At 44.2% G+C, this 16249-nt stretch carries 10 protein-coding genes; 6 read left to right on the forward strand and 4 right to left on the reverse strand.

Going from position 1 to position 16249, the window contains the following annotated elements; genetic code table 11:
• The first annotated feature begins 6 nt into the window (after positions 1–6).
• The 3 genes from J5A55_RS07560 (at position 7) to J5A55_RS07570 (ending at position 6783) form a co-directional block, all read left to right on the forward strand.
• The gene (locus J5A55_RS07560; RefSeq protein WP_004382878.1) at positions 7–2700 is read left to right on the forward strand and encodes a 4-alpha-glucanotransferase; all 2694 of its coding nucleotides are present in this window, start codon (positions 7–9) and stop codon (positions 2698–2700) included.
• Between the two features lie 96 nt (positions 2701–2796).
• Positions 2797–4710 carry a type I pullulanase gene (gene pulA, locus J5A55_RS07565; protein ID WP_004382879.1) on the forward strand — a complete coding sequence of 638 codons (1914 nt, stop codon included), beginning with the start codon at positions 2797–2799 and terminating at the stop codon, positions 4708–4710.
• 129 nt (positions 4711–4839) lie between these two features.
• Positions 4840–6783 carry a glycoside hydrolase family 13 protein gene (locus J5A55_RS07570; protein WP_394357748.1) on the forward strand — a complete coding sequence of 648 codons (1944 nt, stop codon included), beginning with the start codon at positions 4840–4842 and terminating at the stop codon, positions 6781–6783.
• Positions 6784–6835: 52 nt separating this feature from the next.
• Here J5A55_RS07570 and J5A55_RS07575 read toward each other — a convergent pair whose 3' ends face one another.
• The 4 genes from J5A55_RS07575 to J5A55_RS07590 form a co-directional block, all read right to left on the reverse strand.
• A complete protein-coding gene (locus J5A55_RS07575; RefSeq protein ID WP_004382881.1) occupies positions 6836–7351 on the reverse strand; it encodes a hypothetical protein in 516 nt (171 codons plus the stop codon).
• Between the two features lie 486 nt (positions 7352–7837).
• Positions 7838–8773, reverse strand: a complete 936-nt coding sequence (locus J5A55_RS07580) for a redoxin domain-containing protein (protein WP_004382882.1) — start codon at positions 8771–8773, stop codon at positions 7838–7840.
• Between the two features lie 101 nt (positions 8774–8874).
• Entirely contained in the window at positions 8875–10554 is a 1680-nt protein-coding gene (locus J5A55_RS07585; protein ID WP_004382883.1) for an ABC transporter ATP-binding protein, read from the reverse strand.
• An 84-nt stretch (positions 10555–10638) separates the two neighbouring features.
• Complete coding sequence (locus J5A55_RS07590; RefSeq protein WP_004382884.1) at positions 10639–11529, reverse strand: NAD kinase; 891 nt, start codon at positions 11527–11529, stop codon at positions 10639–10641.
• A gap of 136 nt (positions 11530–11665) precedes the next feature.
• Here J5A55_RS07590 and J5A55_RS07595 point away from each other — a divergent pair, with 136 nt between their 5' ends.
• The 3 genes from J5A55_RS07595 (at position 11666) to recG (ending at position 16068) form a co-directional block, all read left to right on the forward strand.
• On the forward strand, positions 11666–12235 hold the full coding sequence (locus J5A55_RS07595; RefSeq protein WP_004382885.1) for a DJ-1 family glyoxalase III: 570 nt from the start codon (positions 11666–11668) through the stop codon (positions 12233–12235).
• A 14-nt stretch (positions 12236–12249) separates the two neighbouring features.
• On the forward strand, positions 12250–12918 hold the full coding sequence (locus tag J5A55_RS07600; protein WP_004382886.1) for a 2-C-methyl-D-erythritol 4-phosphate cytidylyltransferase: 669 nt from the start codon (positions 12250–12252) through the stop codon (positions 12916–12918).
• Between the two features lie 1053 nt (positions 12919–13971).
• Positions 13972–16068 (forward strand): ATP-dependent DNA helicase RecG, encoded by a 2097-nt coding sequence (recG, locus tag J5A55_RS07605; protein WP_004382891.1) that lies wholly within the window; start codon positions 13972–13974, stop codon positions 16066–16068.
• The last annotated feature ends 181 nt before the right edge of the window (positions 16069–16249 follow it).

Below are 16249 nucleotides of genomic sequence, written 5' to 3' on the forward strand. Positions count from 1 at the left end.
AACTCTATGAACATACAGTTTAACATAAACTATCAAACCTACTATGGTCAAGAACTTGTCTTGAGCATAATTACAGGGAGACATAACGGGGTGAATGAGACCTCACAGTACAGGATGCACACCTTAGACGGCTATCATTGGAGCGTAGAAGTGCGTAAGGACGTGAAGCCGGGGACGCAGATTGATTACTTCTATAGTGTTCTTCGTGGCGATAACGAGGAGCGAAAGGAATGGAGCGTCATGTGTCATCAATTGAACTTCGATGCTGAACGCGGTTTAAACTATTGTGTTTATGACCACTGGAGTGATATTCCAGAGGATGCATACCTATACTCTTCTGCTATTGCTGATTGTGTTGTTGGCAAGAAACAAGAGAAGGTTAAGCTCAACAACTTCAATAAATCGGTCACACTCAAGGTGCGTGCACCACAGTTGAGGGCTGATGATCAACTCTATCTCATTGGTGCTGAACCAGCATTAGGCGCTTGGAACGAAAAGAAAGCACTGAAGATGACACAGCACAACATCAATGAGTGGATGGTAACTATTGATGGTGCAAAGTTGGCAAGCAGCCATTTAGAAGTGAAGTTCTTCATTAAAAACAAAGCAGATAACGATGCTATCGTATGGGAATACAGCGATAATCGCGTTGTGGAGTTGCCCCCTATGGATGAAGGAGACGTCATGGTCTATGAGTTGGATGAGGCTTTTTTCCCACTTCCAGCCGTTCGCATAGCCGGAACATTAGTCCCTGTCTTCTCTCTTCGTTCGGAGTATAGCTTCGGAATAGGCGACTTTGGCGACCTAAAGAAGATGATTGACTGGGTAAGTCTGACGCAACAACGTGCGCTACAGATTCTTCCGATCAACGATACAACCATCACTCACACATGGACGGATTCCTATCCTTATAGCTGTATATCCATCTTTGCACTTCATCCGCAGTATGTTGATCTCAACGCCTTACCTGCTTTAAAGGATAAAGAGCAGCGTGATAAGTTCGAAGCCTTGCGTAAAGAACTTAACGCCTTACCGCAGATTGACTATGAAAGAGTCAATGACGCGAAGACAGAATATCTACGTTTACTATTCGAACAAGAGGGTCAGAAGGTGCTCACGAGTGATGCTTTTAAAGCCTTCTTCATCGAAACAGAGAGCTGGTTAGTGCCGTATGCTCAATATTGCTACATGCGTGATAAGAATGGAACAGCTGACTTCTCACGTTGGTCCGACCATAACCAATGGGATGAAGCAGAGCGTAAACAGCTATCATCACCAAAGGAGAAAGCATACAAGGAGGTTGCTTTCTTCTATTACGTACAATATATCCTTAGCAGTCAACTAAAGGCTGTCCACGAGTATGCACAGGCGCATAAAGTGATCCTGAAAGGCGATATTCCTATCGGAGTAAACCGTTACGGATGTGACGTGTGGGCGCAACCTCGATACTTCAACCTTAATGGTCAGGCAGGCGCGCCACCTGATGATTTCTCTGTAAATGGGCAGAATTGGGGCTTTCCAACATACAACTGGGAGGAGATGATAAGCGATGGCTGCAAGTGGTGGATACGTCGCTTCCAGAACATGTCGAAGTATTTTGATGCTTACCGAATCGATCATGTCTTAGGCTTCTTCCGTATATGGGAGATTCCAATAAGCTCTGTTCATGGTTTGTTAGGACAGTTTGCTCCATCGCTCGGCATGAGTCGTGAGGAGATTGAGGGCTATGGTTTACACTGGCAAGAGGAGTTATTTACCGAGCCATTCATCACTGATTGGATATTAGATCGTGTATTTAGAGAGCATGCAGATGAGGTTCGTCAAAAGTATGTTGAGCATATTTGGGGTGACAGATACAAGATGCGTCCAGCCTTCGATACGCAACGTAAGGTAGAAAAGGCATTTGCTGGTAAGACCTCAGATACTGATGTTTGGATACGTGACGGTCTGTATTCTCTGATTAGCGATGTGCTCTTTGTGCGTGATCATAAGGATCCTAACCGCTTCCATCCACGCATTAGTGTGCAGTTCGCATTCATCTATGAGAGTCTTTACGATAGTGATAAAGCAGTATTCAACAGGCTTTATAATGATTATTATTATCGTCGCAATAACCAGTTCTGGTATCAGGAAGCAATGAAGAAGTTGCCTAAGTTGGTGAATGCAACACGTATGTTGGTATGTGCCGAAGACTTAGGTATGGTGCCTGATTGCGTTGCCTGGGTAATGAATGAGCTTCGTATCCTTAGTTTGGAGATACAGAGTATGCCGAAAGACCCGCATGTTCGATTCGGACACTTGGGTCAGAACCCCTACAGAAGTGTAAGTACTATCTCCACACATGACATGGCTACACTTCGACAATGGTGGGATGAAGACTGGGCAAGGGCGCAGGATTACTTCAATAGTATGCTTCATCGTGGTGGACCAGCACCTCACCCATTACCTGGATGGCTTGCTCGTGACATCGTTAGTCGCCATTTGACATCACCAAGTATGCTCTGCATCTTAGGCATTCAAGACTGGATGAGTATTGATGAAACGCTCCGGTTGGCTGATCCTGACGCCGAACGCATTAACATCCCGGCTAATCCTAAGCACTACTGGCGCTATCGTATGCATGTAAGTATCGAAGAGTTAATGAAGAACAAGGACTTTAATGGACAAGTAATTGACTTGATTAACCAAGCTGGAAGATAATTCTATTAGGCGATTATGATGCTTTGACAAGTGGTTATAATCGCCTATTATCAATAAAACCATCTATAACTATTCATTAAGAAGACTAACATAACAATGAAGATAAAGTATTATTTGGCTGCTTCTATCGCTGCCTTAATACTCTCACAAGGTGCAGCTGCACAAGAGAGATTCGATGAGGTGTCTTACACACCATCGGCTACAACCTTCCGTCTCAATGCACCATCAAAACCTGTACTAAGGCTATATGATGAGGGACTTGGTGGTAAGGCTTATAAGAAGTTGAAGCTCACGCAGAGTGGTGATAATACATGGTCAGTGGTCGTGAAAGGCGACTTAAAAGGGAAATTCTATACCTTTGATATTGGTAAGGGAGAAACTCCTGGTGTCTTCGCAAAGGCTGTTGGATGCAATGGTAGTCGTGGAGCTGTGGTGGACATGAGGGACACTAACCCTGTTGGATGGGACTCGGATAGACGCGTTCCGACGAAGAGTCCAGCCGACCTTATTATATATGAGCTACATCATCGGGACTTTTCTATAGATAAGTCATCTGGTCTTGTAAACAAAGGGAAGTACCTTGCTCTGACGGAGCAAAAGGCTATTGACTATCTAAAGAAGTTGGGTGTGAATGCTATTCACATTCTTCCTTCCTTCGACTTTGCCTCTATTGACGAGTCGAAACCAGATGTTCCTCAATACAACTGGGGCTATGATCCGTTGAATTATAACGTCCCCGAAGGGAGTTACTCATACGATGCCAGTCTGCCAACTCGTCGTATCATGGAGTTCAAACAGATGGTACAAGCATTGCACAAAGCCGGTATTAGGGTGATACTTGACGTTGTTTATAATCACACTTACGACCTTGCTAACAGCAACTTCGAGCGTACCTTCCCTAAAGCCTACTATCGTTATAAGGCTGACGGAACGCCTTCGGATGGTTCAGGTTGTGGTAACGAGACGGCAAGTGAGAAGTCACTTATGCACGAGTTTATGCTTGAGTCAATGAAATACTGGGTCAAAGAGTATCACATCGATGGCTTCCGTGTAGACCTCATGGGCGTTCATGACATTCAAACTATGAATGATATCCGTCAAGAACTCAATGCTATTGACCCCGAGATATTCGTTTATGGCGAGGGATGGAGTGCTGGAACTTGTGCTTATCCGCATGACAAGCTGGCGATGAAGGCTGCTATTCCACAAATGCCAGGCATTGCAGCGTTCTCTGATGATATCCGCGACGCTTTGCGCGGACCATTCTCTGATGATCACCAAGCAGGCTTCTTGGGTGGTGTGAAAGGTTTGGAAGAGAGCATAAAGGCTGGTATTGCAGGTATGATAGCCCACCCGCAGGTTGATTACAACAAGGTGAACTATTCGAAGAAACCATACGCAATAGAGCCAACACAGATGATCTCTTACGTAAGCTGCCATGACGACTTGTGCTTAGTAGACCGTTTAAAGGCCTCAATACCCGAAGTGGTATATGATAAGGATGCGTTAATTAGATTGGACGAATTGGCTCAAACGGCTGTATTCACATCTCAAGGCGTACCTTTCATGCTATCTGGTGAGGAGATGTTACGCGATAAGAAGGGTGTCCACAATTCGTTTAATTCACCTGACAGTATCAATCACTTGGATTGGAATAACCTAACTGCTTACCCACAAGTGTTCCAATATTACAGTCGTCTCATCCGACTTCGTAAGAACCACCCAGCCTTCCGTTTAGGCAATGCAGACCTTGTTCGCAAGCATTTGGAGTTCCTTCCAGTACAGGACTGCCTGGTTGCTTTCCGTCTAAAAGACCATGCCGGTGGTGATAAGTGGAACAATATTTACGTCATACTCAATGCTAATCCAAGTCTAAGAACCGTCAACATCCCTAAAGGGAACTACACGATTGTATGTGCAAATGGCGATATCAACGAAGCAGGACTTGGTCAGATGGAAGGCGGAGAAGTAATGGTTGATGCGCAATCGGCCTTGATCTTACATGATTAAACGCGTCTCCTCCCTTCCTTACAAGGGTTAAATAGATAGCAAAAAGAGGCTAGTAAGAAGAAGTAAAAGTATAACTTTTCAACAAGTCTCCCCATCCTTCCAATGGATTGGGGAGCTTTCCGAATAACAATGAACCTAAAACAAACAATCAACAAAGCAGCTCTTTGTTCCGCAAGAAGGCTATGGAGCAGCTTATTCTTATTCTCTTTATTCATCGTTCCAACAGCTATGACAGCTCATAACAGTACATCCGTACCTAAAAGTCAATCGGTATCGAAAGTGGATATCACACGTATTGAACCAGAGAACTGGTTTGTCGGTATGAAAGATCCAACACTTCAGTTGATGGTTTATGGTAAGGGTATCAAGTTCTCTGACGTATCGACTGATTATCAGAACGTGCGCATTGACTCACTTGTTAGACTTGATTCGCCTAATTACTTACTGGTTTATCTCAATCTAAAAGACGCTAAACCAGGTGAGATGACGCTATCATTTAAGGGCAAGGATGGTAAAGTTATCAAACGAAAGTACCAACTTTTGGCTCGTTCTATGGCTAGTGCTGACCACAAGGGATTCGATAACTCGGATGTTCTCTATATGCTCATGCCTGACAGATTCGCAAATGGTAATCCGAAGAATGACGTTGTTAAGGGTATGCAAGACCAACTTTGCGACCGCAACGAACCGAGCCTCAGACATGGAGGAGACCTAGAAGGTATACGTCAGCATCTCGATTATTTCACTCGTTTAGGAGTAACAGCTCTATGGTTCACACCCGTTTTGGAGAACGATAGACCAGCCGATAACGGGAAGAATAGTACGTATCATGGCTATGCAACAACCGATTATTATAAGGTGGATCCACGCTTTGGTACAAACGATGAGTACAAGAAACTCATTGCTGAATGTCATCAGAAAGGACTGAAAGTAGTCATGGATATGATCTTTAACCATTGTGGTGACTATCACACATGGAATCGAGATATGCCCTCAAAGGACTGGTTTAATTATCCAAACTATGGTTTGCAAACAAGCTATAAGTTAACTCCTGTGCTCGATCCATACGCTAGTAAGGTGGACATGAGGGAGACTGTTGATGGCTGGTTTGTCGCTTCCATGCCCGATCTGAACCAACGCAACCCTCACGTTATCAAGTATCTTATCCAGAACTCAATGTGGTGGATAGAGACAGTGGGTATAGATGGAATACGCATGGATACCTATCCTTACGCTGATCGAAAGGCTATGGCTGAATGGATGAAGGCATTGGATGCGGAATACCCAAACTTCAATACCGTTGGAGAAATATGGGTTACAGAACCTGCTTACACAGCTGCTTGGCAGAAGGATAGCAAGCTCTCTGATATTAACAGCCATCTGAAGACGGTGATGGACTTCTCTTTCTTTGATAAGCTAACGCTTGCGAAGAACGAAGAAACCGATGATTGGTGGAAGGGACTGAACCGTATTTACAACTCATTGTGCTATGATTACCTCTATACAAACCCATCTTCTGTGATGGCATTCATCGAGAATCACGATACAGACAGGTTCCTTGGCAATGGCAAGGACACAACGGCTCTGAAGCAGGCTTACGCTTTGTTGCTCACAATGAACCGTATTCCGCAACTTTACTATGGTACGGAAGTACTCATGAATGGTACGAAGGAGATTACAGATGGCAATGTTCGTAAGGACTTCCCAGGTGGTTTTCCAGGTGATAAAGTCGATAAGTTCACACGTGAAGGGCGCACAACTGCAGAGAACGCCATGTTCGATTGGACTTCAAGAATACTACATTGGCGACAAAACAATGAGGTGATTAGCAAGGGAAAACAAACCCAATTCATCCCTTGGCATGGTGTTTATGTGCTCGCAAGACAGCTTGATGGCAAGACTGTTCTCACCATTCTCAATGGCAAGAAGGCTGATAATAAGGTGGAGGTAGCACGTTATGCAGAAGTGATAGGTCGACATACTACAGCCACAGACATCACAACTGGCAAGACAATCGACCTCACAAAGGACATTCCACTGGGGCATCGTCAGACGATGATACTCAGTTTCTAAACCCATAAACAATAAACAGCGAGAAGGCAATCAAGCTCTTCTCGCTGTTTGTTTATTTATCTTCTTTGTTCGACTCAAACTTTTGCAGACCTATTAACTGTACTAATTCTTTGAACTCGGGGGAGTATTTTACACCCGTCTTACCCCATTCGTACTCATGACGAATATTCTTTCCTGGATAATAGATAGTCACAAATAAGCTCCCTTTATCAGTACAAAAATCGTTATTCTTAACGGCTATCACATCCTTAGCAGAGCCTGTGACGTACATGTCATCCACGAGTTCTTTGACTCGGAAACTGCGCTCGTCACTAACCTGAACTATGTCTGTTGTGTTTATCACCTTGCCCTCTCCCGATACATGATGTTGTATATACTTACACGAACGACCCTGTTTATCGACTATCCAAGCAATGTATTTAGGATTGGAAACAAAGCCTGGAAGTGACTCAATAACGACGGAGTCATACGCTTCTGACGTATTCTTCGCCGTCAACACTCGGTTTCCTTTGGAACAGCTAATGCCTATCAAGGCTATTACAATACATAAATAAACGGGCTTCCTCATCTGTTTTATTCTATTAATAACGGCAGTTACCTATCCATCCAATTAATAACTTCGAGGTTAGGAATATAGCGGAAATGCTTGATGTAACCTCTGTTGCAAAGATACACAATAATGTGTTTGCCTCCAAATAATCGTCCTTTAAGTTGCTATTAAGCGATAGCTCCATCAGGGTTCACGACAATCTTTGAGGCACTGAATGCTCTCCAGGATTATTACAAGGCTTCTGTAATACTTCTCCAAGGCTTCTGTAATAGTATTACAAGCCCTTTGTAATATTTCTGTAAGACTTCAGGAAGATTCCAAAAAGGCTCTTTTAAAGACCAAGATTGTGGTTAAGAAGATACGAGATGAGTATTAGTAAGAACAGAAAATAAAGTATATTAATCCTTACTTTACGCCTCTTAACTGGCGAGATAAGGGTAAAAAAAGCCCCTCTCTGTAGGAGAAGGGTTGGGGGTGAGGCTTGTATCTTGAATTGAAAAGCCGTTAGGGTTGAAAGATGATAGGCAGTGTTACGCGTGCTTGTATAGGGCGGTCGTTCTGCATAGCGGGCTTCCATCCCACCATGCGATTGGTTAATCGAACCGCTTGCTCCTTGTAGAACTCCACGCAATTAGCAAGTACTCGCTTCTGCTTAGCCGTATCCAACTTCATAAAATGCTTGCTTGTGCCCTGCACATTCTTAACATCTACGACACGAGCACCCGTCACGGAACCATCCATTTCGACGTTGAATAAGACGGTCATTTCGGCATGTACCTTCGAACGAATAGCCTGAAGGCTATGGTGCTGATTACGTGCAAAATAGTTGGCGATAGCTTCCTGCCCTCCTTCAAACGTCGGGAGAACATCCGCCTTACTAACTTTTGGTTGCAAGTCGATGGACTCCAGCTTCGCTTTTAACTTGTTGATCTCTACCGTTCCCATAACTATTTTGCCGTTAGGGTCAATGAGGTACATCGAAGGAATCCAATCAATCTTATATAACTTGTCGATAAATGTATTCTTCCTAAACTTCTTCAGCTCGCTCACCTGCGTCCAATTCATCTGATAACGATTCCAGTATGTCTTTGCCCAAGCCTCTCGGTCGGTATCAAAAGAGATTCCAACGAATTGCACACCATAGTCACGGAACTGCTCATAAAGTGCTTTCATGGCTGGAATATCACGCCGACAATCGGGGCACCAACTCGCCCAGAAGTCTAAAACAACATAACTTCCTCGGTACTGACTCAGCTTGATATCCCTACCATCATAGGTTCTCAAGGTAAACTCTGGGGCTTTCGTGCCCGGCTTCAACATGTTAGTTGCATACTTTGCATCCAAGTCTATTGCGGCTTGAATGGTATCATTTGTTTGTGCGAGAGCAGTTGGAACCGCCATAAAGAACGCACATACAGCTGTTAGGAAAATCTTTTTCATATCGTTACTTATCTACTTGCTGTTTTCTTATTTCACCTTATTTGTATTAGTTCTGTTGGTTATGTTGCAAATATACTATCTTATTTTCAATAACACAAGACCTATTGTATTTTTTCAATTGTCAGTGTTTGGTCGCAATACTCCACAACTGCTGGACGGTGCGTGATGAATATCACCGTCTTATCATGTGTAGAGAGTATGTTCTTGAGGAGCTTCTTTTCAGTCTCAGGGTCTAGTGCCGAAGTGGCCTCATCGAATATCATTATGCTTCGATTACGCAGTAGGGAACGAGCAATGGCAATGCGTTGTGCCTGTCCTTCACTCAATCCGCCGCCTTGTTCGGAGCATGGAGTATCAAGTCCAAGAGGCAAGTGGAACACGAAATCAGCACAACTCTTGCATAACACCTCTTCCATCTCTTCTTGTGTAGCATCTACCTTTCCAAGTAGGAGGTTCTCACGTATTGTACCACTCAAGAGCGTGTTCCCCTGTGGTACATAGACGAAGTTTGTACGCATGAGAGGGGAGAGTTCTCTACTTTCCTGCGCATTATAAATCTCAACCTTGCCCTTTGTTGGCTTCAATAATGCCAGTAACATCCTGATGAGAGTAGTCTTTCCTGCTCCCGTTTCACCCAATATGGCGGTACACGAACAAGGGTAGAAATCGAAGTTCAAGTCCCTTAGTATCTCCCTATCACCATCCTCGTAACGATAGTTAATACCCTTCAATCGGATGCCGCAAGGCGATGATAACTCTATCGGATCGCCCTGTTCTTCGAGTGGATTCTCCTCTAATTCCATCAGTCGTTCGGCTGCTGTAAAGACAGAGACAAAGGCTGGGACAAGCTTTGTTAGTTGTCGGGCAGGACTCTGAATCTTATTCACTAACTGCAAGAAAGCCGTCATTCCGCCAAATGACAATGTATGAAGTGACATGCGAATAGCCGCCCATGTGAAGGCGACAAGATACCCAAATGCGAAGCCAAAGTTCAATACTAAGTTAGAGAAAACAGAGAACTTTGTCTTGCTAATAACCTTTTGTCGCAGTTCTTTCTGTGTACCTTCTAGCTTGCCAACTATCATCTCGTCGCTCTCAAGAGTCTTAATCAACATGCGGTGTTGGATGGTCTCTTGGAGTACACTTTGTACCTTAGAATCGGAGTTACGAACCTCCCTTGTGAGTCGTCTCATTTGACGAACATAGACCTTACTAACCAATACAAACAATGGTATGATGACGACAATCAAGAGTGCAAGTCGCCAATCCATCGTTAAGAGGTAACAGAAAGCTCCGAGGAACATAGCCAATGTTGAGATGGAACTAGGGATCGTTTCGGTGAGGAAAGTGACGACATTAGCAACGTCAAACTCCAACCGGTTCAACACATCCCCACTGTGATGACGCTCCCGACCATGCCACTCTGAATGCAAGATACGGTCTAACATGTTCTGTTGCATCCTATTCTGCGCCTTTATTCCCAGCAGATTACGCACCCAGACAGAGGCAATGTTCAATCCAAAATCGCATAGTATCAAGGCTCCCATAATGCTAACTGCGATGTAAATGCTGCCTGGCTTGACATGTGAAGCAACATCAATGGCATTTTGGACAACCCATACTGTAGCCAAAGAGACGCCCACACTGAGCAGACCAATCACCGCATTGAGTACTGCCTGACGTCGATTTCCACGCCAAGCGATCCATAGCCACCTGAATATCTCTTTAGTGGTATAATGTGTATTGGGTATCTGGAAGAGTCTTCTTATCGTATCAATCATTACATTATCTTTCGTTTGCTGTGATTAATCTATCAGTTTTTACAGGAGCAAATGCTGTGGTATTCTCTTATAGCTAAGCCTCATTTAGAACTTACGAGCATCTGCTCCCCACATGAGCTTCTCGCGTAGTGTGGAGAAGAAATGCTGTTCCTTCCGCTTTACGATACGCACCTTATGAGAAGCTTTCCTTATCTTTAGCGTTACCCCCTCGCGTAGTTTCTCTGATCGTCCATCAACTGCTGCCAAGAAGTTATGGCTTCGGCTCTCTACTTCTAAGGTTATCTCGGAATTGTCACTGATAACGATTGGACGAATGTTAAGGCTGTGTGGCGCAACAGGTGTCATGCTAAAGATGTCCGATTGAGGGACTATAATAGGTCCACCGACGGACAATGAGTAAGCTGTTGAGCCTGTTGGCGTACTGATAACGAGTCCATCTGCAAGATAAGTGGTGAGATATTCACCATTAACAGTTGCCTTAATAGAAATCATCGCAGCGTTATCTCGCTTCAAGATCGCAATATCATTCAGTGCGTATGGGCATCCCTCCAATGGTTCGCCAAGTGCTTCTAATTGCATAACGGCACGTTCCTCAATCTCAACATCACCTGCAAAGACATCATCTAAGATAGATCGAGCCTCATCAGGAACCACATTTGCAAGAAATCCCAAGCGTCCCATGTTCACTCCAATGATAGGTATTTGCTTCGGACCAACCTTACTTGCCGCCTTTAAGAACGTCCCATCGCCCCCGAGAGAGATAACATAATCAACATCAAAGTTCACCCCCTCAAACACACCAGCTATCTTTAAATCCTCCTGAAGTTTATTCTCTAAAGCATGAAAGAAGCCTTGCTCTAAATAAATATCAGCCTCGTGTTGAGCCAAATAACCCAACATTTCGTTTATCCGAATAGACTCTAAAGCTTTAGAAGCACTACCAAAAACGGCAAAGCTCAGTTTCCTCTCAGTCATAAAAACATACCTTTTAAATATCTTTTAGCCTTGCAAACGGTACTAAACGACGAATAATTAGTATATTTGCAAGTACTTTACTTCTGCAAAAGTAAGGTTTTTAATTGGATTTATAGGCTTAAATACGAAATTAATTATGGCTAAAGTGTATGAGTTTCTGGCTAATGGTTTCGAAGAAGTAGAGGCATTAGCACCCGTAGATATCCTACGTCGAGGTGGCGTGGAGGTTAAGACTGTGAGCATAACGGGCTCTCCGCTCGTTGAATCATCGCATGGGGTGATGGTGAAAGCCGACTTACAAATAGAAGACTTAGGCGTTATTGATGATGCAGATATGCTCTTGATACCGGGTGGAATGCCTGGTGCACAGAATTTGAAGGACGATGCGCGTGTTGGAAAAGCACTGCTTCATCAGGTGGAGAGTGGTAAACGTGTGGGCGCAATCTGTGCTGGTCCGATGGTTCTCGGTGCTTTGGGAATCCTCAAGGGCAAGCGTGCTACATGCTATCCGGGCTTTGAGAAGTTTCTTACTGGTGCAGAATACACCAAGGAATTATGCACTATTGATGGCAATGTGACAACAGGTAAAGGTCCTGCTGCTGCCTTCGTTTATGGTTTCAAGCTATTAGAACAACTCGTATCAGTTGAGAAAGCAAATGAAATCAGGGAGGGTATGTTGATCAACGAACTTATTGCTCTGCATTAAAACATCGTCAGAAGATGACAAGATACGCTATTATCGTTGCTGGAGGAAAGGGCTTGCGAATGGGAACGGAGGTGCCGAAACAATTCCTTCCCATCGCCGGTAAGCCTGTTCTGATGCACACTATCAGTAGGTTCCGAGCCTATGATGCACATATAAAAATCATCCTCGTACTCCCCAAAGAGCAACAGGAGTATTGGCGTGAACTATGTGCAGAATATCATTTCACCGAAGATTACCAGCTTGCGGATGGTGGCGCAAGTCGCTTCCAGTCGTGCCGTAATGGTTTATCGATGATACCCAATGATGCAGAAGGGCTTGTAGGCATTCACGATGGGGTGCGTCCTTTCGTCTCAAACGAGGCTATCTCACGTTGTTATGACGCTGCAGAGAAAGAGAAGGCAGTGATTCCAGTATTGCCCGTAACGGACACCTTGCGCTTTGTGGGCGATTCCGATAAGGGAAGGAATGTGTTGCGAAGTGATTACAGAGTGGTTCAGACGCCACAAGTGTTTGATATCCAACTCCTCAAAAAAGCATATAATCAACCCGAGAGTACCAGCTTTACTGATGATGCCAGCGTTGTTGAAAGTATTGGACAGGCAGTCACTATGGTGGAAGGGAATCGTGAGAACATCAAAATCACTACTCCCTTCGATCTGAAAGTAGCGGAAGTTTTGGTATAAAAAGGCTCTTCTGATAATTCAAAATTCATAATTCATAATTCAAAATTATGATTACTTCGAGTTGACGGGTTGACGGGTTAACAAGTAGACTGGTTATTTGTTCTGTGGAATGTAGCACAACAAAGTAGGGACAGACGCCCTCGTCTGTCCGCCATAACATCCACTTTACATTACAAGTGACCCCTCTTATGCGGACAGACGAGGGCGTCTGTCCCTACATTGAGGCAGTCATTTCAATCAACGAGGAGAATTACTACAATTCAAAAATCATCATTCAAAATTCAAAATTATGATTACTTCGAGTTGACGAGTTGACTGGTTAACAAGTAAACTGGTTATTTGTTCTGTGGAATGTCGCACAACAAAGTAGGGACAGACGTCCTCGTCTGTCCGCCATAACATCCACTTTACATTACAAGTGACCCCTCTTATGCGGACAGACGAGGGCGTCTGTCCCTACATTGAGGCAGTCATTCCAATCAACGAGGAGGATTACTACAATTCAAAAATCATCATTCAAAATTCAAAATTATGATTAGGTAGAGTTGACGAGTGGGCAGGTTGACAAGTAAACGAGTTGTTTGTTCTGCAGGAAACAATACTGTCTACTCCCCTCTCCATTGGGAGAGGAGGCGGGGATGAGGCTTTTCTTAACACGGAATACACGGAGGGCACGAAGCCTAAAGGCGACACAGAGTTCCTTACGGAACAATAAAATCCACAGAAGCTTACGCCCACGTGTAATTCAAAATACACGATTCATAATTATAAGTTATAATCAGAACAATTTGAGAAGGGCGTTCCCTTGCATTGAAGAAAGCCTCTCCTTGCATCGAAGAAACGCCCTCTTTAAATCAAAGAAAGGCTCTTGTTAAATGGACATAACGATTCAAACTGATTTCCGTTAGGCTCTCCTCCCCTTGGGGGAGGCTGGGTGGGGTTCCAGAAGAGAGCCTCTCTTGTTAGCTTCCGTTAGGCTACATCCCCTCCTTTGGAGGGGCTTGGGGAGGCTTTCTGTGGCTGTGTTGAGATCCTCAAAAGTTGTTGTAACAGATGGATATACTATCACAAGACATCATGTACCTACCGGGTGTAGGTCCGAGAAGGAAAGAGATTCTAAGCAAAGAGCTTGGCATCCTGACTTATCGTGACCTCTTGGAGTACTACCCCTACAAGTATGTTGACCGCACAAAGGTATATCTCCTCTCTGAGTTGTCGGCTGATATGCCCTTCGTACAAGTGAAGTGTAAGATACTAAGCTACGAGGAGTTTGAGGTCGGGAAGCGTCGGAAACGAATCGTGGCGCACGCTACGGATGGGCATGGAATATGTGATATAGTATGGTTCAACGGCACTAAGTACATTTATCAGAACTATCAAATTAATAAGGAATATATCATCTTTGGGAAGCCAACCTACTATAACGGACGCTTCCAATTCAGCCATCCTGACATCGACGATGCCAGTCAGTTGCAGCTCAACGACATGGGTATGCAACCTTTCTATATAACGACTGAGAAGATGAAGAAGGCTGGTATCACCTCAAGAGCAATGGAGAAGCTGACGAAAACATTGATTAGTAAGCTCACAACTCCGCTTGAGGAGACCCTTCCACCATATATTACTACTCGCTTACACCTCATCTCTCACGATGCTGCCATGCGTAAGATACATTATCCGAAGTCGGTTGATGACACGCAGCGGGCACGTATCCGCCTTAAATTTGAGGAACTTTTCTATGTTCAACTCAATATTCTTCGCTATGCAAGTGACCATCGGCGCAAGTATCGGGGCTATATCTTCAATCGCATTGGAGCACAATTTAATTGGTTCTACACGCATAACTTGCCCTTTGAACTTACTGGTGCACAGAAGAGAGTGATGCATGAAATACGCGCAGACATGATGTCTGGCAAACAAATGAACCGCCTCTTGCAAGGCGATGTAGGCTCGGGTAAGACGCTCGTAGCCCTTATGTCTATGCTCATAGCCATCGATAACGGCTATCAAGCATGTATGATGGCACCGACGGAGATACTTGCAGAACAGCACCTGCAGACTATCAAGGAGTTTCTCAAGGGTATGAACCTTCGCATAGAACTGCTGACTGGCATTGTGAAAGGCAAGAAACGCAAGGAAGTACTTGCTGGTCTCGTGGACGGAAGTATAAATATTGTCGTCGGAACACACGCTATCATAGAAGATAAGGTGCAGTTTCTGAACCTCGGTATGGCTGTTGTTGATGAGCAACACCGCTTCGGTGTGGCGCAAAGAGCTAAACTCTGGAGCAAGAGCGAGAACCCTCCTCACATCCTCGTAATGACAGCTACCCCTATTCCACGTACCCTTGCCATGACGATTTATGGTGACTTAGATGTGAGTATCATCGATGAGTTGCCACCAGGACGCAAGCCCATACAGACGATTCACAAGTATGATGACCAAATGACAAGCCTCTATCAGGGGATAAGACAGCAAATAACGCTGGGCAGACAGGTGTATATTGTCTATCCACTCATCAAAGAGAGCGAACGAATTGACCTCAAAAACCTTGAGGACGGATACGCTGCTATGTGTGAGATATTCCCTGAGTTCAAGCTAAGTAAGATTCACGGCAAGATGAAGGACAAGGAGAAAGAGGTGGAGATGCAGAAGTTTGTAAGTGGAGAAACACAAATCCTCGTAGCCACAACAGTAATTGAAGTGGGCGTGAACGTACCGAATGCAAGTGTAATGGTTATCCTTGATGCACAGCGTTTTGGGCTTTCTCAACTCCATCAGTTGCGCGGGCGTGTTGGACGGGGTGCTGATCAAAGTTATTGCATACTCGTCACAAATCACAAGCTAACCAAAGAGACGAGCAAACGAATTGATATCATGTGTGAAACGAACGATGGTTTTGAGATCGCAGAAGCCGACTTGAAGCTACGAGGACCAGGCGACTTGGAGGGCACGCAACAAAGTGGTATAGCCTTCGACCTAAAGATTGCAGATATAGCTCGTGATGGTCAGATTGTCCAAATGGCACGTGAAGAGGCACAAAAAGTAATAGATAATGATCCAACTTGCCAAAAGATAGAGTATAAACTACTGTGGGATAGGCTGAAAGCGTTAAGAAAGACTAACATAAACTGGGCTGCCATTTCTTAAAAAGAATACGACTATCTTCTTAAAAAGAATATGGAGAAAACGCCCACAATACGCATGTCTAAACGGCTTGACATATATCATCTGCCAAGCAAAAGATATAAAAGTCGTTTGTTAAACAGCCTATAAAAACTGTTAACCTGTAGCCTTTTCGTTATTTTTTTCTTATCTTTGCGAAGTCTTT

This window comes from Prevotella veroralis (assembly GCF_018127765.1).
GTDB lineage: Bacteria > Bacteroidota > Bacteroidia > Bacteroidales > Bacteroidaceae > Prevotella > Prevotella veroralis.